The organism is Dickeya undicola (assembly GCF_000784735.1).
Taxonomy (GTDB): domain Bacteria; phylum Pseudomonadota; class Gammaproteobacteria; order Enterobacterales; family Enterobacteriaceae; genus Dickeya; species Dickeya undicola.
In genome coordinates, this window is sequence record NZ_JSYG01000025.1 from 82,768 (window position 1) to 104,358 (window position 21,591).

The 21,591-nt window shown below is 52.6% G+C and carries 17 protein-coding genes, 1 tRNA gene and 3 pseudogenes; 7 read left to right on the forward strand and 14 right to left on the reverse strand.

Going from position 1 to position 21,591, the window contains the following annotated elements; genetic code table 11:
- The first annotated feature begins 19 nt into the window (after positions 1 to 19).
- Together mltC and ansP are read left to right on the forward strand one after the other, a co-directional pair.
- Complete coding sequence (gene mltC / locus OB87_RS12820) at positions 20 to 1,102, forward strand: membrane-bound lytic murein transglycosylase MltC (RefSeq protein ID WP_033569813.1); 1,083 nt, start codon at positions 20 to 22, stop codon at positions 1,100 to 1,102.
- 448 nt (positions 1,103 to 1,550) lie between these two features.
- A complete protein-coding gene (gene ansP / locus OB87_RS12825; RefSeq protein WP_033569814.1) occupies positions 1,551 to 3,008 on the forward strand; it encodes an L-asparagine permease in 1,458 nt (485 codons plus the stop codon).
- Positions 3,009 to 3,081: 73 nt separating this feature from the next.
- Here ansP and OB87_RS12830 read toward each other — a convergent pair whose 3' ends face one another.
- Positions 3,082 to 5,235 (reverse strand): ornithine decarboxylase, encoded by a 2,154-nt coding sequence (locus tag OB87_RS12830; RefSeq protein WP_033569815.1) that lies wholly within the window; start codon positions 5,233 to 5,235, stop codon positions 3,082 to 3,084.
- A 665-nt stretch (positions 5,236 to 5,900) separates the two neighbouring features.
- On the opposite strand from OB87_RS12830, the gene OB87_RS12835 reads away from it, so the two are divergent.
- A tRNA-Phe gene (locus tag OB87_RS12835) sits at positions 5,901 to 5,976 on the forward strand.
- Between the two features lie 233 nt (positions 5,977 to 6,209).
- Here OB87_RS12835 and OB87_RS12840 read toward each other — a convergent pair.
- A pseudogene (locus OB87_RS12840) lies at positions 6,210 to 6,386 on the reverse strand (tyrosine-type recombinase/integrase); the annotation flags it as partial.
- Here OB87_RS12840 and mobC point away from each other — a divergent pair.
- Together mobC and OB87_RS19910 are read left to right on the forward strand one after the other, a co-directional pair.
- A pseudogene (gene mobC, locus OB87_RS12845) lies at positions 6,386 to 6,915 on the forward strand (MobC family replication-relaxation protein); the annotation flags it as partial. The pseudogenes OB87_RS12840 and mobC sit on opposite strands and share 1 nt — an antisense overlap.
- A 540-nt stretch (positions 6,916 to 7,455) precedes the next feature.
- Positions 7,456 to 8,115 (forward strand): HNH endonuclease, encoded by a 660-nt coding sequence (locus OB87_RS19910; protein ID WP_072025470.1) that lies wholly within the window; start codon positions 7,456 to 7,458, stop codon positions 8,113 to 8,115.
- Here the strand turns inward: OB87_RS19910 and OB87_RS12855 are convergent.
- The 4 genes and pseudogenes from OB87_RS12855 to OB87_RS21165 all read right to left on the reverse strand — a co-directional run bounded on the left by OB87_RS12855 (position 8,094) and on the right by OB87_RS21165 (position 10,351).
- Positions 8,094 to 9,164 carry a DNA cytosine methyltransferase gene (locus tag OB87_RS12855; protein ID WP_033569817.1) on the reverse strand — a complete coding sequence of 357 codons (1,071 nt, stop codon included), beginning with the start codon at positions 9,162 to 9,164 and terminating at the stop codon, positions 8,094 to 8,096. The genes OB87_RS19910 and OB87_RS12855 overlap by 22 nt on opposite strands.
- Positions 9,165 to 9,272: 108 nt before the next feature.
- The gene (locus OB87_RS20665) at positions 9,273 to 9,476 is read right to left on the reverse strand and encodes a hypothetical protein (protein WP_152605893.1); all 204 of its coding nucleotides are present in this window, start codon (positions 9,474 to 9,476) and stop codon (positions 9,273 to 9,275) included.
- 372 nt (positions 9,477 to 9,848) lie between these two features.
- Positions 9,849 to 10,034 (reverse strand): annotated as a pseudogene (locus OB87_RS12860) (IS256 family transposase); the annotation flags it as partial.
- Positions 10,035 to 10,099: 65 nt separating this feature from the next.
- Positions 10,100 to 10,351, reverse strand: coding sequence for a WYL domain-containing protein (locus OB87_RS21165; protein ID WP_072025471.1), 252 nt, complete (start codon positions 10,349 to 10,351; stop codon positions 10,100 to 10,102).
- Between the two features lie 32 nt (positions 10,352 to 10,383).
- Here OB87_RS21165 and OB87_RS12865 point away from each other — a divergent pair, with 32 nt between their 5' ends.
- Together OB87_RS12865 and OB87_RS20390 are read left to right on the forward strand one after the other, a co-directional pair.
- Positions 10,384 to 10,911 (forward strand): P-loop NTPase family protein, encoded by a 528-nt coding sequence (locus tag OB87_RS12865; protein WP_033569819.1) that lies wholly within the window; start codon positions 10,384 to 10,386, stop codon positions 10,909 to 10,911.
- Positions 10,912 to 10,959: 48 nt separating this feature from the next.
- The gene (locus OB87_RS20390) at positions 10,960 to 11,256 is read left to right on the forward strand and encodes a hypothetical protein (RefSeq protein ID WP_050515710.1); all 297 of its coding nucleotides are present in this window, start codon (positions 10,960 to 10,962) and stop codon (positions 11,254 to 11,256) included.
- Between the two features lie 44 nt (positions 11,257 to 11,300).
- Here OB87_RS20390 and OB87_RS12875 read toward each other — a convergent pair whose 3' ends face one another.
- The 8 genes from OB87_RS12875 to OB87_RS12910 form a co-directional block, all read right to left on the reverse strand.
- Positions 11,301 to 12,500, reverse strand: coding sequence for an MFS transporter (locus OB87_RS12875; protein WP_050515711.1), 1,200 nt, complete (start codon positions 12,498 to 12,500; stop codon positions 11,301 to 11,303).
- A gap of 233 nt (positions 12,501 to 12,733) precedes the next feature.
- Positions 12,734 to 13,717: a Bug family tripartite tricarboxylate transporter substrate binding protein gene (locus OB87_RS12880; RefSeq protein WP_081977392.1), complete on the reverse strand. Its 984-nt coding sequence runs from the start codon at positions 13,715 to 13,717 to the stop codon at positions 12,734 to 12,736.
- A 50-nt stretch (positions 13,718 to 13,767) separates the two neighbouring features.
- The gene (locus OB87_RS12885) at positions 13,768 to 14,751 is read right to left on the reverse strand and encodes a Bug family tripartite tricarboxylate transporter substrate binding protein (protein ID WP_081977393.1); all 984 of its coding nucleotides are present in this window, start codon (positions 14,749 to 14,751) and stop codon (positions 13,768 to 13,770) included.
- A 29-nt stretch (positions 14,752 to 14,780) separates the two neighbouring features.
- The gene (locus OB87_RS12890) at positions 14,781 to 16,862 is read right to left on the reverse strand and encodes a biotin/lipoyl-binding protein (protein ID WP_033569822.1); all 2,082 of its coding nucleotides are present in this window, start codon (positions 16,860 to 16,862) and stop codon (positions 14,781 to 14,783) included.
- A gap of 2 nt (positions 16,863 to 16,864) precedes the next feature.
- A complete protein-coding gene (locus OB87_RS12895) occupies positions 16,865 to 18,229 on the reverse strand; it encodes an HlyD family efflux transporter periplasmic adaptor subunit (RefSeq protein ID WP_050515712.1) in 1,365 nt (454 codons plus the stop codon).
- Positions 18,222 to 19,106: an efflux RND transporter periplasmic adaptor subunit gene (locus OB87_RS12900; RefSeq protein ID WP_033569823.1), complete on the reverse strand. Its 885-nt coding sequence runs from the start codon at positions 19,104 to 19,106 to the stop codon at positions 18,222 to 18,224. Before OB87_RS12900 ends, OB87_RS12895 begins: the two co-directional genes overlap by 8 nt.
- Positions 19,103 to 20,629 carry a TolC family protein gene (locus OB87_RS12905; RefSeq protein WP_072025472.1) on the reverse strand — a complete coding sequence of 509 codons (1,527 nt, stop codon included), beginning with the start codon at positions 20,627 to 20,629 and terminating at the stop codon, positions 19,103 to 19,105. Before OB87_RS12905 ends, OB87_RS12900 begins: the two co-directional genes overlap by 4 nt.
- Positions 20,630 to 20,641: 12 nt before the next feature.
- A partial coding sequence (locus tag OB87_RS12910; protein ID WP_152605894.1) for a tandem-95 repeat protein occupies positions 20,642 to 21,591 on the reverse strand: 950 nt, incomplete at its 5' end.

Below are 21,591 nucleotides of genomic sequence, written 5' to 3' on the forward strand. Positions count from 1 at the left end.
TCCCGTACGGCTTGATACAATGAAGAAACTGTTTGCTTTGCTGCTTGTGGCCCCGTTGTTGATCTCCTGCTCTAGCAAAAAAGGAGGTGAGAACAACGAGGCGTTTATCAAAGACACCAACGCCTTCGACATTTTGATGGGGCAATTCGCCAACAACATCGAAAACATCTGGGGATTGAACGAAGTTCTGATCGCGGGCCCCAAAGACTACGTCAAATACTCCGACCAATATATGACGCGTAGTCACGTCAACTTTGACGCGGGTACTATCACCATCGAAACCATTTCTTCTACCAATTATCAGGCCAGCCTGCGTCAGGCGATCATCACCACGTTACTCATGGGCGATAACGCCAGTAATACGGACCTCTACTCCGACGCCAACGATATCCAAATCAGCCGGGAGCCATTGCTGTACGGCCAGGTGTTAGATAACACCGGTCAGCCGATTCGCTGGGAAGGACGCGCGGGCAGCTTTGCCGACTATCTGATTCAGAACAAGCTACAACGCCGCACCTCGGGTATGCGCGTGATCTGGTCGGTTACCATTCAACTGGTGCCGAACCACCTGGATAAACGCGCACACAAATACCTGCCAATGGTGCGTCAGGCCTCCGAGCGCTACGGCATCGATGCCTCGCTGATTCTTGCCATCATGCAGACCGAATCCAGCTTCAACCCCTACGCGGTCAGCCGTTCCGACGCCCTGGGCTTGATGCAGGTGGTACAGCACAGTGCTGGCCGCGACGTATTCAAGATGAAAGGCAAATGGGGACAACCCAGCCGTAGCTATCTGTTCGACCCGGAGAACAACATCGATACCGGCACGGCTTATCTGTCGATGCTGAAAAATGTCTACCTGTCCGGCATTCAGGACCCAACCTCACAGCGCTACGCCATCATCACGGCTTATAACGGCGGCGCAGGCAGCGTACTGCGGGTGTTCTCCAGTGATAAAGACACCGCGTTCGGCATCATCAACAATATGTCGCCCGGCGAGGTCTACCAGACCCTGACGACGCGCCATCCGTCTGCGGAATCGCGGCATTATCTGTATAAGGTTAACTCCGCGCAGAAAAACTACCGTGGTTACAGCCGCTGACGGCATCGCCTTAGCCTCCCAAAGCGGTGCTCCTGTTCCGTACAGGGCACCGCTCGTCAGCCCCCAACCCGTATTTCTCTGTTAACCCGTCTTCCCTCGCCGCGGTAATTACATCAGCAATGATTAACAAATAATCGATGCAAACGATTGGTTACAGTCATAAGCAAACACTATCCCGACAGCATTTAATAGCCTTAAAGACTTAAAATAAATCAGCTGACAGATTAATCGGTTGATATAAACAGCAAACAAAGCACACAAACAAAACAAACCCACTGGATTAGCGCAGAGAATTTTTGCCTCTCAGGTCAGGACACGGTAGCATCGCTGACGTTTTTTGGCCCGGTTCCGGCGCGGCCTGAAAAACACTATCCACTCAATGAGCCAGGCTGTGACACAACAGCCAATTTCATTCTCCTGAATGACAGACAAGGGAATCAAACAGGCAATGAATCAACACAAAAATGAAACCGAACACCACGCCAAACGACGCTGGCTCGATTCACATGAAGCGGGTTACCACAAAAGCATGGGTAACCGCCAGGTACAGATGATCGCCATCGGCGGGTCGATTGGCACCGGTTTATTTCTGGGCGCAGGTGCGCGGTTGCAGATGGCAGGCCCGGCGCTGGCACTGGTTTATCTGGTATGCGGCATCTTCTCGTTCTTCATTCTGCGGGCGTTGGGCGAACTGATCGTACACCGCCCTTCCAGCGGCAGCTTTGTTTCCTACGCCCGCGAGTTTCTGGGCGAAAAAGCGTCTTATGTCGCCGGCTGGATGTACTTCCTCAACTGGGCGATGACCGGCATCGTTGATATCACGGCGGTCGCGCTCTACATGCACTACTGGGGCACGTTTGCCGACGTACCGCAATGGATGTTCGCGCTCGGCGCGCTGGCGATCGTCACCACCATGAACATGATTGGCGTGAAATGGTTCGCCGAGATGGAATTCTGGTTCGCACTGATCAAGGTCGCCGCGATTTCCCTGTTCCTGATTGTCGGCACCATTTTCCTTAGCACCGGCAAAACGCTGGACGGCAACATACCGGGGCTGCACCTGATTACCGATAACGGCGGCCTGTTCCCACACGGTCTGTTACCTGCACTGGTGCTCGTTCAGGGCGTGATTTTCGCCTTCGCCGGGGTGGAGCTTATCGGCACTGCCGCTGGTGAATGTAAAGATCCGGAAAAAACGCTGCCCAAAGCGGTCAACAGCGTTATCTGGCGTATCGGTCTGTTCTATGTCGGGTCGGTAATTCTGCTGGTGTGCCTGCTGCCGTGGAATGCCTATCAGGCGGGGCAAAGCCCGTTCGTCACCTTTTTCAGCAAGCTGGGCGTGCCTTATATCGGCACGATTATGAATATCGTGGTGCTGTCAGCGGCGCTCTCCAGCCTCAACTCCGGGCTGTATTCCACCGGCCGTATCCTGCGTTCACTGTCGCAGGGCGGTTCTGCACCGAAATTCCTCGGCAACATGAACGCCCAATCCGTACCTTACGCCGGGATTCTGGTCACCGTTGGTATCCACATTATCGGGGTGTTCCTGAACTACATCGTGCCATCGCAGGTGTTTGAAATCGTTCTGAATGTGGCTTCGCTCGGCATTATCACCTCCTGGGCATTCATCATCATCTGCCAGATGAAACTGCGCCAGGCGATTAATCAGGGTAAAGCCCGCCCGGTCGCCTTCCGTATGCCACTGGCACCCTTCTCTTCCTGGCTGACGCTGGCGTTTCTGCTCAGTGTGCTGGTGCTGATGGCGCTGGATTATCCGAACGGCACCTGGACTATCGCCACCATTCCGGTACTGGCTGTTCTGCTGATTGTCGGCTGGTATGGGCTGCGCAAACAGAAAGCAGAAGCCAATCGGCTAAAAGCAGAACACGAGAACGCCGCGGCCTGATGACCCATAGCGATAAAAAAACCGGGGGTTTATTTCCCCCGGTTTTTTCTTTGGTGGAGACAGCGCTAGTCAGTTAGCGAGCAATCACATTCGCACACAGACGTTTGCTGCCATCTTCCTGCGCGACGCTGTAAACGCCCTGCAATTCCGGTGCAAAACCCGGCATCAGGTTGATGCCTGCTTCTAGCGCCTGGAAATAATGCAGCACTGCCCCGCCCCAGACTTCTCCCGGCACCACACACAGCACGCCCGGTGGATAAGGCAACGCGCCTTCCGCTGCGATGCGCCCTTCCGCTTCGGCCAACGGCACCAGATCAACATCACCACGGATATACGCCGTGTGAGCATCTTGTGGTAGCACCACCGCCTGCGGGAACGATGCCTTGCGGAACATCTCTTTTTGCAGCCGCTTCACGTCATGGCTGACGTAAAAGTCATGCATTTCCTGACACAGACGACGCAAGGTATAACCGGCGTAGCGCTGCTCATATTTCTGATACAGGTTGGGCAAGACTTCGCTTAACGGTGCATCCTGCGCGATCAGTTGCTCGAACTGCACCAACGCCGCCACCAGGCGCTCCATCTTCACGCTGTCTTCCGCTGGGGTCAGCAGGAACAGAATCGAGTTAAGATCGCATTTTTCCGGAATGATGCCGTGTTCGCGCAGGTAATTGGCGAGGATGGTTGCCGGAATACCAAATTCGGTATAAGCGCCGGTCACCGCGTCAATCCCCGGCGTAGTCAGCAGCAGTTTGCACGGGTCGACAAAATACTGTTGCTGCGCATAGCCTTCGAAAGCGTGCCAATTGTCGCTCGGTTCAAAGTTGAAGAAGCGCACGTCCTGCGCCATTACATCGGTGTCATGGTCCTGCCAGGGGGTGCCAGCAACCGTCGGCGGCACGAACGGTTTGATCAGGGAACAACGTGTCAGCAATTGCTTGCGCGCTTCGATCCCCAGCCTGACACACTCCATCCACAACCGGCGGCCGCTCGGCCCTTCGTGCATTTTGGCGTTGACGTCCAGCGCGGCGAATAACGGATAAAACGGGCTGGTGGACGCGTGCAACATAAACGCATTGTTAAGGCGCTTGTGCGGGCAGAAACGCTTTTGCCCGCGAATGTGGTTGTCTTTCTTATGTATTTGCGACGTCTGCGAGAAACCGGCTTGCTGCTTATGCACAGACTGGGTAACAAAAATCCCTGGGTCGTTCTCGTTCAGGTCCAGCAACAGCGGCGAGCACTGTTCCATCATCGGGATAAACTGCTCGTATCCCACCCAGGCGGAGTCGAACAGGATGTAGTCACACAGATGACCGATGCTGTCCACCACCTGCCGGGCGTTATAGATAGTACCGTCGTAGGTGCCAAGCTGAATCACCGCCAGGCGGAACGGACGGGCTTCATCGGCACGCTCAGGCGCGACTTCACGCACCAGCTCACGCAGGTAACCATCGTTAAAACAGTGCGCATCCACCCCGCCGATAAAGCCGAACGGGTTGCGGGCCGTTTCCAGATAAACCGGCGTCGCACCGGCCTGAATCAACGCGCCATGATGATTGGATTTGTGGTTATTGCGGTCAAACAGCACCAGGTCGCCGCGCGTCAGCAACGCGTTAGTCACCACTTTGTTGGCCGCCGAGGTGCCATTCAGCACAAAGTAGGTTTTGTCGGCGTTAAATACAGTGGCGGCAAATTTCTGCGCTTTTTTGGCCGCCCCTTCATGGATCAACAAATCACCCAGTTTCACATCCGCGTTGCAGATATCAGACCGGAACATATTTTCGCCATAAAACTCGAAAAACTGACGCCCAGCCGGATGCTTACGGAAAAAAGCCCCGCCCTGATGCCCAGGGCAAGCAAAGGTGGTGTTACGCATCCCGACATACTTGGACAGCGTGTCAAAGAACGGCGGCAACAACCGCGCCTGATACTCCGCCGCCGCTTTTTCCAACTGGAGCGCGTGATCACCGCCTTTATCCAGGCTGAGCCACTCGCTGCCCGGCGGCAGCACATCCTGACTGGTATGCCACGATTCCCGCACAACGAATGCCGGAATACCAAAACCGGAGTGATGCATCACCGACAGGATGCCGCTGCGCGCCTCCTCAACCGATACCACCACGGCCGCGATGTCGGTAAAGTCGGTTTGACTGAGCGCCACAACCGGACGCAGGGTGATTAGACGGGAGGCAACCGCCGCATTAGCCGCAATTTTTAACTGTTTCATGTAACCAAACCCAAACGGTTAAGAATGAGTGCACGTGTCTGAAAGACACCTCGCAGGGGTATCACCACGCTTTAAGCGTAATGCACCCGATTAACTACTGCCCAAAACGATGAACAGAGTGCCAGCCAACCACGACAAACGTATGACCCGCGCCGATAGCGCAGGAAAACATCACATCATCTGGGACCAGCACCGTCCGATAGACATCAGTAAAATCAGAGACAGGCTCTATTTTTAATCATGCCTAACAGGGAGCGTCAGCACGCCTCACCGCATGGTGGCAAGGGATAATCGGGAAAACAGGGACGGGATTAACGCAGAGCGTTCAGGATGCGGCGACAGCAGCAGAGATCCGGCGCACGGCGTCTGTACCATGAGCATTGAATCCGACATATCCGCAACCCTCTAATAACCGCAGGTGAAAGGTAAGTTAAAAACCGCGCAATAGTGGCATTATTTTTCGCCGAATTCAAGAAAACGAATGTGACAGTATTTATCGGCGCAACACCGCGCGCCGTCTGGCTTGTCGCGTCATCGCAGGCACCTTTCGACACGCCGCAAACCGGCTGCAAATGGAGGTAACTGACTGAAAATAGACCAACCGCAGCGTTTATGACAGAAACTCGTTGACGCTCCCCGCGATATACGGTTTAATGCGCCCCGTTGCCCGGATAGCTCAGTCGGTAGAGCAGGGGATTGAAAATCCCCGTGTCCTTGGTTCGATTCCGAGTCCGGGCACCATTCTTAAGAGCCTGTTCGTTACGAGTATCCGCTCATAACGGGCAGCTAAATGGGCCCTACCTTGGATCTGTGTCCGTTGACAAGTACACACAGTGAAGAAGTTGAGACTCATAAACCGGTGCATATTCGAAGTATGCACCGGTTTCCTATTGCCCGCGAAATACTTACAACTTTTCCTTTTTCTGTCAAGCCAGTGTAAAGAACAAAGTTAATTCATCCTTATCATTAGTCAGCTAACAGCGCAATTCCCCCTCAAGCGCCGCCCGGATACTGTCGATATTCGACTCCACGTACTCCAACGTCGTAGTCAGACTGGAGTGCCCCAGCAGGTTTTTCACGATCTGCAGGTTCCTGTCCGGGCTTTTCATCATTTCCGTGGCCAGCGTATGACGGAAACGGTGAGGGCTGACTGTGGGGGATCACCAATGGCGGATTATCCGTTGTTGCCACACCCCATGAGGATGGTTTTCCTGCACGGTTTGAGCCCTCGAAAGTCACTGGCTGGACACTGATGCAGCGCCTTGATCGTCAGCTAGCACGGCTCCTTCTTGAGAAGAAAGGCGCTTATGGGTGGATCAGCGGCGCTGATTCAACATTCCGCAGCCGCTATGAGGTATATCATCGCCCGGCCGGAGTGATAACGTTACCAGACGGAACCGTCATCGCCGTTGAGACTGAACGCCATCTGAAAACCAAAGCCCGTTATCAGGCGATAATCACCCAGCATTTGATAACTCGTACTCAAAAACGTTGGATGTACGTCTTCTACATCGCGCCCGATCCACAGATAAAGCGAGCTATTGAACGGATGTTCACAATAGTGTGAAATACGCCATCGTCAGCCATCAGCGTATCCCGCTGGAAGCGAAGCACCGCCATGTTTTTCGGGTTTATACGTTTGAGGAGTTGAAGGGGTTGGAGTTAGGAAATTTCGCTTAGGTCAATATTGTTTGTTCTGGTCGGCATCTGGTAAATGGAGTCTCATCGATGTCAGATTCACCAAAATGCTGGCTAGTCTCCTCCATAATTATTATCAAGACGCCAAAGCGACTTATGGTCATCGTGTACATAGACTCGTATCACCTATCTGAGACAGGTGAATAAAATACTGTTTACCCGACTCTCCATCAATGGCGAAAATCACTGATGATGGCCACTGAACTATAGAGCATTACCGTTGAGGTCATTAGCGAGAGCAAAAATGTTATAAACCTTATATATTGGGATGTTGAAAGGCATTCCAAGTAAACAAATCGGACATTACGCATAGCGCCCTCTCAGGGAGGACATAATCGGTATGTCGGAAGGTCTCCATAGTAAATGGTTCGGTTTAGCGGTATACCCACTGTCAACACAGTGCGCTTACTGATTATCTCAATAAGCTCGGTGATAAAATTGAACGCTTGATAATATAACCTTACTTACCGGAATGCATTGTCCATCTAAGGAAATCGTAGGATTATATCTAGGAGATTTTAAATGAATGCTTTTGAAGAGTACTTATCAAAACTACCAAGCAAAAAAGGCCTGAGCGATGTCAAATATCTAATTCTAAAGAAATTATGGCATTCCGACGAAATTGGTTTTCCTAAACCTTGGATATCTTCTGCAGATTTGCTTGAGTTAACCCAGCAAAAATACTTTGACAGACGAGCCAGAGAATTGCGTGATCAGTTGGGTTGTGACGTTGAAAGTAAGCATATTGCCGAATTTTCAGGCCATGCTTGGAGACTTAAATCTGATGAAATTGCGCCTCCATTAGATAGAGAATATCTCACAGAATCACAACGGTCAGCTCTATTCTCCAGCTATGACTATAGCTGTGCAACTTGCGGGAAAAAAGTAGCTGCTGGATTAAGAGGTCTTCAAGCTGATCATAAAATTCCCTTATCACGCGGAGGAGGAAACGAGTTAGCAAATTGGCAACCCCTATGCCATAACTGCAATGTAGGGAAACGTAGAGCATGTTTTGAATGTGAACAAATGTGTCGTTCATGTTCATGGGCATACCCTGGAGATTTTGGAATACCAACTATTATCCATCTAAATGAGCAAACTCTGCGAAAAGCTGAAAAGTTGGCTGCTGATTCAGGGAATACACTTAATGGTATTATCGACTACGCAATACGCAAACTTTGAGCGTGGTCAAGTTTAATTAATGCTTTCCGCTCCCATCTCTGACGTGAATCTACAATCTCAAGAGCCTTGTAGATCTGTTTGCCTGTCGCTTCAGCAACAGGAGGCGGAAATGCATTACCTACTTGACGATATGCTGAGGTTTTCTTGCCAAAAAATGTCCACCAATCCGGAAAACCTTGAATTCTGGCGGCCATTCTTACAGTTAACCGAGGCATATTCTCATAACCAAATCGAACAACACCTGATCTCCCTATATACCCAATGAAGCCTTTTTCAGGTGCATTATCTGCAAGGGAGTGACCATTGACACCTAGTTCTTGCCAAGCTTTTTTTGCTCGGCTAGGACCAAGATCAGGTCCGCCATGTTTGTGGGAGCCACCAACAAGCGTTGGAGCAATCTTATTGGCCCCCTTTTTCCATTCATCGGCACCTTCCCAACCATAAACTGACATAAGGTCAAAAAGTGCTTCCCCAACGGTAGGAGGAATAATTTTTTCATCAGGCCATTGAAAGTATTCAGCATATTCGCCACGTAAAGCGACCAGTAAAACACGCGGGCGTAATTGGGGAACCCCATAATCAGATGCATTATGAAGTTTCCAAAAGGTTTTGTACCCCATCCTTTCAAATGCACAGTCGAGCTCATCCCTGTACAGCTTAAATTTAGGATCTAATAACCCAGAGACATTCTCAATCATCACGGCTTTGGGTCTAATCGTATCAACAATCTTTAAGGCTGCGGGAAACAAATCACGCTCATCGTCTTTACCCAACTGCTTTCCTGCCTTAGAAAATGGAGGGCAGGGAACACCACCAGCAACTAAGTCGATACCCATGTACTTATGTGCCTCATTTTCAGCAAAATGTTGAACACACCCTTCGATGATCCTGCCCCAACCTAGTGAGTGACTGGCATTATTATAGCGGAGCGTTTCACAGGCAGTCGGCTCAATTTCAATCAATACACGATGAGAAAAACCAGCATTGTGCAGACCTAATGCTTGCCCACCAGCTCCCGCACATATCTCAACTGAAGTATATTGTTGCATCTCACCAGCCCTGTGTTTATGAACAGTATTATTTCTACCGTATTGAGTCTGAGTATACAACCAAAGAAACAAATAACAACAAATATTAACTCTTAACAACTCTTGTAATTAAAAAGTTCTAGCATGCAGAATCTCAAGCAAGACTTGACTTGCAGAAACCCTACGTCCTTCAACTTGCGAACGACGAATTGCTTCGTCTGAAAGTTTTTTATGAAGCGACGCAGGAAGTGAATAGGATTTAGGAACAGATTTTTCGATTACGTATTCTTTAATCACTGGGTCTAAAGTAGCAATAATTTTAGAAGTCATCATAAGGCTCCAGATACAATGAACAACTGTTAACAACATTTATTTAAGATAACATACACACAATTCATTATGTTTTTTTATAAAAAATCAGAGCTACGTGCGAAAATTTTTTTGTCATTACTCCACGTTGAAGAGATCATGTGATAGAAAAAGGTTATCCTCGAGCCCTGATTTTGTGAACCACTACAGTGGGAAAGCGCTTCGGGATGCTATCCAGACATCGCCAACAGAATGGCTGATGAACAATGGGCTCAGAATATAGTGCACTATTCATCGATACAGAGCCTGACAATCGCGTTCGAACACTACAAAAAATCATCAGCATGGCATGAAGGTATATGAGGGTGTACGTAATTCTGTGTAATTGCCACCCTATTAAAGGTGAGCGCTCAGGCGATCACCAAACTCGATAATAAAGCGGCTCATCGCCAGCCGCCAGTTCTGGATCGGCATACTCCATTTTTTTGATGCCGACTCTATCGCCAGATAAATCACTTTCCGCACCGAGTCGTCCGTCGGGAACACGTTGCGTTTCTTTATCGCCTGGCGGATAACGCTGTTTGATCCTCCGGCCTACATTCTGGACGTTAATTATACAGATGACGTAACGCTAATGTCATTACGATTTATCGAATCACAGGGAATCGAACCGAAGGAACAAATCGGCTGCGTGAATAACGGTCGTTCAGGAACTCGGCGTGTGTGATGCGGTCGGCGCGGAAGAGGCGAAAATCTTGACGCAATTCACACCACCCGACAATAAAACACCAGGGCGCAACAAAGCCGAGCACAATCGACCAAGTGATACGCTTCGACACCACGCTGTATTGGTCCATGTACGTGATGCACGTTTTGCGTTGTTGTCGGTGCAATAACATCAGATGTAAAGCGCCGGATGGAGAGGAAGAGCATGAAGCTTTCAGATTTGGGAGACAGAATTTGCATTATGGGGCCGTCGAACAGCGGCAAATCTACGCTGGCTCATGCGATTTCGCGGAAACGTCATCTGGAGGTGATCCATCTGGACCAACTTTTTCATATCCCCAATTCAAACTGGCAAGAGCGCCCGCTGAATGAGTTTCTGTTATTGCATGAGCAGGCAATCAATAAGGAAAGCTGGGTCATCGATGGAAATTATAAAAGATGCCTGCCACAGCGTTTGGCGCGCGCCACGGGGCTGATTCTGCTGGATGTCTCTACGCTGTCGAGCTTGCTGCGCTACGTAAACCGGACGCTATTTCAATATAAGCGCTATGGTGGTCTGGAAGGGGGGCAAGACCGGCTTAACAGGAAAATGCTCTATCATATTGCGGCCGCCACGCCTAAAAATCGAAAATACTATGCCGAGCTCTTTGATTCGTTGACCATCCCCAAAATCAGACTGGCTTCGATTAAAGACATTAATAGACAGTTTGATGAATGGGAGCTCACGAGATAACTCCCCTTTTGTCAGAAGGGTGGACTCATAACAAGCTGGAAACAGCTAATGGAGCGTATTTCACCCGAACGTAAATCAGCGGCACTGGCTAAATTATTACCGCCCTGCGACATGACCACCACCGCCGTTGCACTGACGGAAGGGATATCGGAAGCTAAGCTACCCGCTATAACTGGCGAAATCAGGCTAACAGGAGGGGAAATCGGCATCTGGTACAGACAAAACTCCAGGCCACTGCCCGGCTGGCTGTTTTTATCGAAACCACGGCGCTCAGTGACGAGGTGTTTTTACATCAGGGCAGCGATGCTGCGTACTGCCCAGGTTCAAAATGGCAAATGCGAATAGAATAGCTCGAATGGGATAGACCTTTATTACACCTGCTGTTTTCCCTACTGTTTATGTTTAAGACGCACAATCAGCAACACGGTCAGCAACAGGTTAACCCCCGCCACGACCACAACAGCCAGCAATACGGAACGCGCCCCGGCGGCATCAAACAAATAGCCGCCAATCAACGGCGTCACCGCCTGGCCGATCAGTGAAGGACGGGCGATTTTCCCCATCACCACCGCAAACTCCTCCGGCTTTAGGATAGCCAACGGCAACGTACCACGAACGATGGAACGCAGCCCGTTACCCGCGCCGTAAACCACCACGGCCAGTAAGGCATGAGCCGGAAACAAACCAATGAACGCGACACCCGCCAGCACCAGGCTGACCGAAATCAGCAACGACCAGACCGGATGACTCAGACGAATAACCAGATCCATCACCCGCGCAGCAACCTGGCTGGGGCCGATCACCGCGCTGATGCCGATGGCAGCCGCCAGACTCAAGCCCTCGTCCTGAAGAATATCAATCAATTGCACAGAGATGACCGTCATGATCACCGCCGACAGCATAAAAATCGTCGACAATAACAGGTAGGTGTGGCTGTCGAACGTCAGCACGACGTTTTTTCTGGATTGCTTTGCTTCTCGATCCTGCCGCGGGGCGGGCAAGGTATAGCGATACACCGGCCACACCGTCGCCAACAGCACAATGGCCCAGACGATACAGGTCGGTCGCCATCCCCAATGCGCCACGCCAAAGGCCAGCAATGGCCACACGATGGTGGTGCAGAAACCGGAAATCAGCGTAATGGTGGTGATGGCGCTTTTAGCCTGCACACCATAGCTGTCGCCCAGCGTGGCGTACAGCGCGTCGTACAAACCAATCGCCATCGCCCCTCCTAGGATCACCCAGGCGACGATAAACGCGGGGAGCCCCGTGGAGCAGGCCATCAGCAGCAGCCCAAGTGCGGTCACCACGCCGCTCCATGCCAGCATACTGCGCCCGCCGTGACGGGCTATGTAGTCGCCGCACAGCGGCAGTAACAGACCGGAGATAAAAATGCCCAGCGATAGCGCGCCGTAGACCCACTGGCGGGACCAGCCGGTTTCTTCCATGATCGGCCTGCCCAGCACCGACAGCAGAAAGAACGAACCACCCCATACCAGAATCTGTACTATCCCGATCAGGAAAATAGCCATCGGCGTCGGGCGTACACCATTCGGCCGAATCGAAAACCAGGCACGGAAGCGGCTCATATCAGGCTCCCGTTACAGCAGTATGCGCGAAAAAAATTCATTATTGGTATCGTCACGCCCGGCAAAAACCGGGTTATCAGCAGTAAATAACCTTAGGTTAGGTTATTTAAGCAAGTCTGCCGGGCAATGCCAACGGAGTAAATTTCGCACCAAAACATGAAAAAAAGCGATACTTTCTAGCACACCCCGCACGGGGTCAATGTAACGGCGGTGCTTTCTCCCCCCGCATCGCGCTACACCTTACTGACCCGATAGCTTTCAATCATATCGGCGTAATATGCCTGCTCTTGCTGGATACGCTGGCGGATTTTATCGGGATTATCGTATACCGATCTCAGGTAGTACTTTTTCAGCATTTCCAGGTAGTCGTAACTCACAATGGTTCTTTGCATCGCATCGGCTAACGGGCGATAAACACTGTCCGGCATGGCGGCGGGAACGAACCAGCCGTACCAGCCATTAATATTCATGGAGGGAATACCCTGCTCGCGGCACGTCGGCACATCATCAAACCCTGGATGGCGTAAACGGTTGGTAACGGCAATGGCCCTCAGTTGACCACTTTTGTAGCGTTCAATCGCGTTACCAGAAATTAAAAACGCCGCCGCCAGATGCCCTTTGAGCAAATCATCCACGATCATTGACGTACCGGCATAGGACTGTGGCTGTAGTGCAATCCCTTTTTCACGCTTGAGCACTAACTGCGCCATGTACCCAGGGGAACCGAACTGTGCAAAACCGATATTGCTGTACTCCGGATTGCGTTCCACCCATCGAACATAGTCATCCAGACTCTTTACTCTGGCATCAACCGCCGGTCCCAACGTCAGCACCAGGGTATATTCCCCGGCTATCGCCAACGGTTTGAAATCGGCTAATGGGTTGTAGGGCAATCGTTTATAAATGGAAGGGAAAATGGTCATCTGCGGTGATTGCGCCATCAGCAATATACTGCCATCCGGCGGCGATTGTTTGGCCGACAACACCGCCTTAAGGCTATTATCGCCAGGCTCGTTGTACAACCGGTAACGCCGCTCACGATACTGCGACTCCAGCAATACAGAACTGTCGCTAATCAGCTTGCTCCCAATCCCCGTTTGACCATAGCCAAATATCACCACACCTTCTAGTGGTGCAGCCGCTGACAACTGCGGATACAAGGCCGGAAAGAGGAGCGAGGAGCAACCCGCCAGGAATGTTCGCCGTGTCATAGCCATAGGTTCGTCTCCCAATCGATTGACGGATGTTCCATCAGGGCAGCCTCACATCAGATCCGGCTGATGTGATAACTGTCAACCAGCTCGCGGTAGTACGCCTGCTCATCACGAATACGCTCCTGAATCTTGTTGAGGGGCGAGGAGGTCGGTTTCAGCGAATAGCGCTCCAGTACAGCGGCATACTGTTCATGCTGAATTTGCTGCTGTAACGCCTCAGCCAGCGGGGCATAAATACGGTCAGGCATTGACGCAGGTGCAAACCAGCCATACCAGCCATTAATCGCCATCTCCGGCACCCCTTGTTCCTTGCAGGTTGGAATATTTTCCCAGCCGGGATGACGTTCCGTGCTGGTAACGGCGACCGCGCGCAGGCGACCACTTCGAAACGCGCTGGACGCATTCCCTGAAATCACCAGCCCGGCGGAGAGGTAGCCGTTCAATAAGTCGTCGATCATCATGGAGGAACCGAAGTACGCCACTGGCTGAAGGGCCACTTCTTTTTGACGCGACAAAATCGCCTGCGCGATGTGGCCGGTCGAGCCGAACTGGGTAAAGCCGACATTGCGGTATTCCGGGTTTTTCTCCACCCAGCTCAAATAGTCATCCAGCGTTTTGACCTGGGGGTCCACCAGCTTGCCAACGGTCAGGAATAAGGTGTATTCCCCCATGATCGCCAATGGTTCGAAGTCTGTGAGCGCGTTATAGGGCAAGTTGCGGTAGATTACCGGCAGCAAGTTCATCTGCGGTGATTGTGCCTGAAGCAGTATTCGTCCATCCGGGTTGGCGTGTTTTACCGTTGAGACGGCGCGCAGGCTATTCTCACTAGGAATATTGACCAACTTGTAAAGGTTCTGCTGATAAGATTGCGCCAGCAACGACACGGTGTCTTCCGCCAGCGCGCTGCCGATCCCGGTTTTGCCATACCCGAAGATCAATTCACCGGATGGTGCGGTTTGCGCAGCCCCGGCCCCCAGCCAGGGTGCCACCATACAGGCGGAAGCGCCTGCCAGAAATGCACGTCGAGTCAATGTCATGTCACCCTCCCGCGTTACAGTGATTCCGCTTACCGGTTAAGTTCCGCAATAATCAAACGCCACAACCGTTTCCCCGACTGACTGGCAAGGCTCTCCGGAGCCAAGCGCAACACCACCACACCCTGCAACGCCTGCTGTTCAGGCAGGCGGGCGTCGCTAAACAGAAACTGTATTCGGTGCATCGCCACCACCGGCACCGCATCCCCTTTCTCGTTTTTCAACGAGGCGATCGGCCCGCCATACAGCACACTCAGTGATTTCGGTGTAATAAATTCGGAGCTGTTCGGGTCCAGTTGTTCAACCTTGACCGGCAGGGACGGTGCCGACAGATTATTCGGGATAAATTTGCCCTTTTGGTCGGGCAACAGACGGGAAACAAAGGTTTCGTCCACATAGCCAATGATGTCCTGTTTGTCGCCTTCCAGGATCCGGCCGATGACCTGATCCGGCGAGAACCACTGCCCCGGCTGCAAATTGGCGATCAAATCCACCACCATCCCCTCGACAGGCGAGCGCCAGACCAACTGCGCCAGTTGATTATCCAGCCCGGCCAGTGTTTCTTCCGCTTCCTGCAACTTCTGGCGCAGCGTCACGGTTTCCAGTTTTTCCGCCTCGGAGCTGCTGATGCGGTTAAGCCGAAATTGCATCAGGTCATGCTCCATCATTGCCTGCTCACGCTGAAAGGTGAGTTCCGGCGAGGAAAAACGCAGCAGTACCTGCCCCTGACGCACCCGATCGCCATTGCTGACGGCAACCGTCTCCAGTTGTGCTTTCTCTGGCGTGTAAATCAGCGTTTGGCCCTGAATATTCACCATAACGGGGATTGTGACGGTGTGAGGAAGTGGGTAAAAAAAAGCGGCCATCGCCACGAACGGCAGCAATGTCAGAACCAGTTTACGCCTCCAGGTTATTTTCTCCCGATGCCGAATCATGTCTCTCCCCATCAGCAAAAGCGGCTGTAGCAAATAGTGATAAAGGATGTAAGCGAAGATCAGTATCCCGATGAGCGGAATGAAAAACAGGTAAGCCAGATAACCGATGCCCAGGATCAGAAACATTTGGTACGCCAGCACCATCAGGCCATACAGCGCCATCAGTTTAGGGCGCAGGCCGCCGACCGGCTCCGGCTTGTCCAGCACCGGCCCCAGAACCCACCGGTGCCAGTAATAATTAAGCAGCGAGCGCGAGCGCGGTTGCAGGTTATCCACCCCAGTGAGATCGTTTAAAAAGTAGTAACCGTCAAAACGGGAAAATGGATTGAGGTTGATAGCCAGCGTCGTCACCCAGCTGGTGGTTGCCAGCACAAAGCAGATGGAACGCAGCGAACCCGGTGGCAACAGCGCCCATCCTGCGGTCGCCAAACCGGCGATCAGCGTCTCTGCCCCCACGCCGCCCAGCGCAATCCACATCCGGCGGCGCGGTTGAACAATCCGCGCCGCGTCGGTCAGATCGGTGTAAAACATCGGGAAGATGACAAACAGAGAAATGCCCATCTTTCCCACCCGACAGCCCTGACGATAGGCCACAAACGCATGTCCCATTTCGTGGAACCATTTCAAAAACAGGATCGCCACGCCAAACCCCAGCACGCCTTGTAGCGAGTAGAAATCCCGAAAGGTGGCGAGGTAGCTGTCCCACTGTCTGGCCGTCATGTACCCCCCAACCAACGTGACGACCAGCCAGAGTGTTAACAGTATCCGGACAAGCCAGCGAAGATGATCGCCCGCCACCAGATGCAGCAACGGCATTGGGTCCCATAACGGCAGTTGCCGGACGCTGGGTTTGCGCAGCAATAGCGCCTTGGGTTTCTCCTCCGCCGATGTTGCATAGTCCTGCGCCATCAGCAAATGCTGCTGGCGTAGAAACAGCGTCAGCGAACCGAACTGCTCAATATCGAAACGCCGCCCGCGTGAATCCAGCAACGGTTTCAGTTGACCGATGGTGCGACAACCGGGCCGGGAAATCAGCATCACATCACTGTCCGGCAACTGAAAAAAACGATGCTGCCAGGGGTCATAAATGCGCCAGCTCATCTCGCCGTCGCTGCCGGGGCTGGATTCCAGTTGCAGTTCCTGACGTAAACGGGGCAGCGCCGTGCTGTCGTCAACCATGCTCAGATCCCCAAAAACTGTCTGGCCGATGCAATCGGACGGCGCAACAGTTGAAACCACAACGGCACGTCTTCTGTGTAGATGCGCGCCGTTCCCCTGGCACCGATACGCGGATAAACGTCGTCGCCATCCGCTTCGGCCAGCAGCGTATAACTGCTGACGCCTTCCGGCGTGACTTGCGGGGTATAACTGAAGGTGGTCAGCGTGGCGTTATAGGATTTCAACGGCGAACTGTCGAGAAAAATACGAATCCGATCACCGGCTTTGAGGTGGATGCTGTCATTGACCGGCAGCGCAATCTGATACTGGATCTTCTGCGGATCCGCCACCTGCATGATCTCCTCGCCCACCCGCACGGTTTTACCTTCCCAGTCGCGCTTATTGGTATAGATAGCGATACCCGATTTTGGCGCGACGGCTTTGGTACGCTGGTAAATGTCCGTCATGTATTGATAGCGCCCTCTCGCCAGCAGGTATTCGGTACTGGCTACCGCCATCTCCTGACGGAATTTTTCATCCTCAAACGCCGAAGCGTTGACCTGACCGCTGTGCGCTTCCGCCACCGCCAGCTCCTGCCCGGCCAGCACCATTTCGTTATAGGGTTTCAGATCTTCGAACTGCACCAGCGACGTTCCGGACGCTACCTGGCTGTTGGGCGCAACCAGAATCTGGCGCACCACGCCATCAATGGGGGCGGTCAAGCGGTAGGGGTCGCGGGCGATCACTTCCACCGGTGCCACCACGCTGAGCGGCACCGGAATAAACCCACCCACCGCCAGAATAGCCGGAACCAGCCACAGGCAATGGCGCAGCAACCGCGTTCCCTGCGACAGCCGCGGTTCACGCCGCAACGCCAGCCACGCATGGGTATAGGTTTCGGAAAGACGCAGCGCCAGCGACTGCTCAGCGTCGTTAAAATCCTGCTCACTGCGCAGGTAGAGCACCCCCGCTTCCGGCCGCTCCCGATAGCCAAGCGGCAACCATAGCCCATGTTGCAGCGGATAGTTTTTCAGTTCGGCTGCCTTCGCCTGCTGCAAATTGATGACCCGGCACGCCTCCAGCGCCTGGCCTTTTTTATTGAGAAACCGCTCCAGCGCCAGCAACAGCGGCGCTTTGCGTTCCACGCCCTTTACGTCCGATACCTGCACCACGCGCAATTTGCCGGAGAACTGATTGCGCTGCCAGACAATCGCCTGCTCATAGGGCAGCAACTGTCGTACTGCATTGGCGATATGCGCTTTCATAAGCCGTTCGTCCGCCAGCTTGCGGATCGCGGCCTCAAATTGCAGCAGTTTCAGGGCGGGTAGCGCCAGTTGCCCCAACGGCGCAGCGTTGTTATTACCTGACGCGGGGATCGTATTATTCATGAGCGTTCCCCTGTTGTTTTAGGTCATCTGACTGCTTTCGGGCATCCGACGGTTTAAACATGACCGACCCACTCATACCCGGTCCAAACACCTGATGGCTCAGGGCGTCAGCATCGAGCTGACCGATAATTTTTACCGTCTTGCTCACCGCGTCGATTTGCGGCAACACCTGAGTGACATGGCCCTGATAAGCCGACTGCGTTTCATCCACCATAAACTGGAGCGGAATGTCGGCCTTCAACCAATTCAGCCACGAAGACGGCACAATCACGTTCAATTCCAGCGCGCTCGGGTCCACAATAGTCATCAGCGGCTGGCTGACCGACACCGCTTCATACGGCGAGACTTTCAGTTCCTGCACGACACCAGCAAAAGGCGCTCGGATTTCGCAATAACTGATTTGAATCGCCAGCCCGCGTGCTTTGGCGACCGCCTGATTGTATTCCGCCTGCGAGGTGAGCAAATCATACCGCCCCACCGACTGGAATTTATCCAGCTCGATATTGGTGTCCCAGGCGTTCTTTTTTACCTTCACCTCTTCGTTGGCGGCATCAGCTTCGGCGCGAGGGCGGGCACAATTAAACCCCACCAGCAGGTCACCTTTGTTAAACGCCATGCCTTCACGAAACGGAATTTGTAATACCTGAGCCGCCAGCTCCGAAGAGAGCGTGGCCCGATTGATCGCCCGTAACACACCGTGCGCCTGATACACGCCATTCTCTTCAGTAAACGCCCGGTTACCCGATAATACCGCGCGGGAACTCCCTTTCATTCCCGGTCTATTATTTTCCGGTCTACTGTTTTCCGGCCCAACACCGTGGGCGGAAAACGACAGGGCGGCCATCACCAAAATAATAACGAGTCGACAGTTCTTCATGGATTTTCCCGCCTTGATACTTGCGGTAAGGTGGTAATTTCTTCCGTCCAATAAAACTGGAGTTTTTTCGCGATACTGGAGACGGAATCCTTTTCAGTAATATCAGAATCAAAATTATCGATACCCATTGAGGCATACAGATTGGCATAGGCATTCTGCAAATCGGCGTAGGCGGTGTCGTAACGCACCTCGTCCAGAATGGTTTTCATCTCAACCTGAACCAGATCCATCTGGCTGATGATTTTTCCCTGAAAACCGGCACGGGTCAGTTCTAATATATTGTCCTGAACTTCATGACTCTGACGTACCGTATTTAACTCCTGAGAAAGACGGATAAAGCGCGCCCTGGCGACATAGATTTGCGTAAGAATAGCCATTATCAGCGCATCCTCACGTGCCTGAATCACCTTCGCCTCAGACTGCACCACTTTATGCTGCATCGGATAACTGAACACATTCATCAAATTCCAGCTAACCGTACCGGAAAAATTCGTCCATTCATTGTTATAGAGGTATTTATTGGTGTCGTAATTCATACCCAATAACGTTTTAAATGAGGGTAAATTACGGACCCATTGCTTCGTTAATTCATGATCATTGATCCGTTTTCGATAACTGGACTCACGCAATTCGGAGCGGTATTTCAGCCCAATCAATATCATCTGCTCCGCCGAGCCGGGTAATTCCGGCACGACGGCGGTTCGGTCGGGCAGAACCAGCTTGAACGGTGTTTCGGGTTTCAGGTTAATTAGCGCCGCTAACTGCTTTTTGGCAAAAAACAATTCACGCTGCATCCGCTGCACATTGGCCTGAATCTCCAGCAGGTCATGCTGATAATTCAGCACCTTTAGTGGCGACACGTTGCGCCGCTTCGCCAGTTGCTCGGACTGGAACAAGGTTTTCTGCGCCAGCGCTTCCAGCTTGATCAGTTTTTCATGGGTACGGTCGGCGCTGACTGCCCGCCAGTAGGCCGTGCGCACGTCCTCCAGAATACGGCTGATAACCTTGCGTCGCCGCTCCTGAGAGATATATTGCTCGTCCACATTCTGCTTGTTTTGAATATAGGACAGGCCGAAATCCAGAATGTCCCAACTGGCCGCCAGCTGAGCGGTATAGGTGCGCCGTTCGGAAGAGGTCGAGGACTGCAACGACTGGCTGCCGTCGATCAATGAACGACTGCTGGAACCGGAGTCGTTGTTGCGCTGACTACCGCCCACCGACGCCACCACCGACGGAAACATGCCAAGCCTCCCCAGTTCACTGAGTTTGCTTTTGTATTCCTCATCCATCAGTTCGATTTTCTGGTCGAGGTTGTATTTCAGCGCGCGAGCCATCGCTTCATACAACGAAATCGGGCCAGAAACCGCCTCATCACGGGACACGATCGTATTGATGCGGTCATACGCGTCCCAGGTTTGTTTATCGGTATCAATCGGTGGCGACGTCACCGTACACCCGGTAATCGTCACCACTCCCCAGACAGCAACAGACGCCAAAACAGACGGTTTAATAAAATCAGGCATTGTGACATTCCATTAGCTCAACGCACGGATAAGATCCCTCAATGCTTGCTGCTCACGCATCGCAATAGTCTGTAATTGCTGATCTACCGTGACAGCGGGTTCGTCCTGCGTAGGTATTATCGTGTTATTGTTCTGTGCGGTTTCCGGCCCGATGGGTATGCCTTCACCCAATGTTGCCGGATTGGTTACAGGCTGATTCTGTGCATCATTCAAAAACTCAAATGTCGAGGTTGGCTCAAAATCGCGGACAACCTGATTAATACTCCCTTGCGCCAAATCAAGCCCGCTGCTGGTGCCAAGTGACTTCACACCCGCAATAGCCTGGCTGCCCGGCTGATTACCAAGCAGTAGCGCGCTACCGCCCAAGCCTTTGATCGCATTCACGGCGTCCAGCAGTACAGGGTCATACTCTCTGGCTTCCATTTCCGCGCTCAGACGCCCTGGCGTGAACGTGGGCGGCAATCCTGCATTCTCCGGCGGCGGTACATAGTTCATCTGTCCGGCTCCGCCGGTTGCCGTATTGCCATCCGTTCCCGGCAACGCACTCACTACCACCGTCAGCAAGCCACGCGCCGTACTTCCCTGCGGGTCACTAAGGGTATAACTGACAACATCCGTCCCACTAAAGCCGGGGTTGGGGATGTAAGTCATCGTGCCGTCGGCGCTAACCAACACCCTGCCGTTGTTAACCGATACAGAGGTGACTGTCAGCGGGTCACCGTCCACATCGCGGCTGTTATTCAGCACGTTTACCGAAACCGGGGTATTCGCCGACGTGGTCAGCGTTGTCTCACCGAGCACCTCTGGCGCATCGTTTACGGCAGTGACAGTAATGGTCAGAGTCCCAGTTGTTACCCCACCCGCGCCATCACTCACCGTATAAGTCACGGTGTCGGTGCCGTTAAAATTGGCGTTCGGCGTATAGGTCAGCGTCCCGTCGGGGTTGATCACCACTGTGCCGT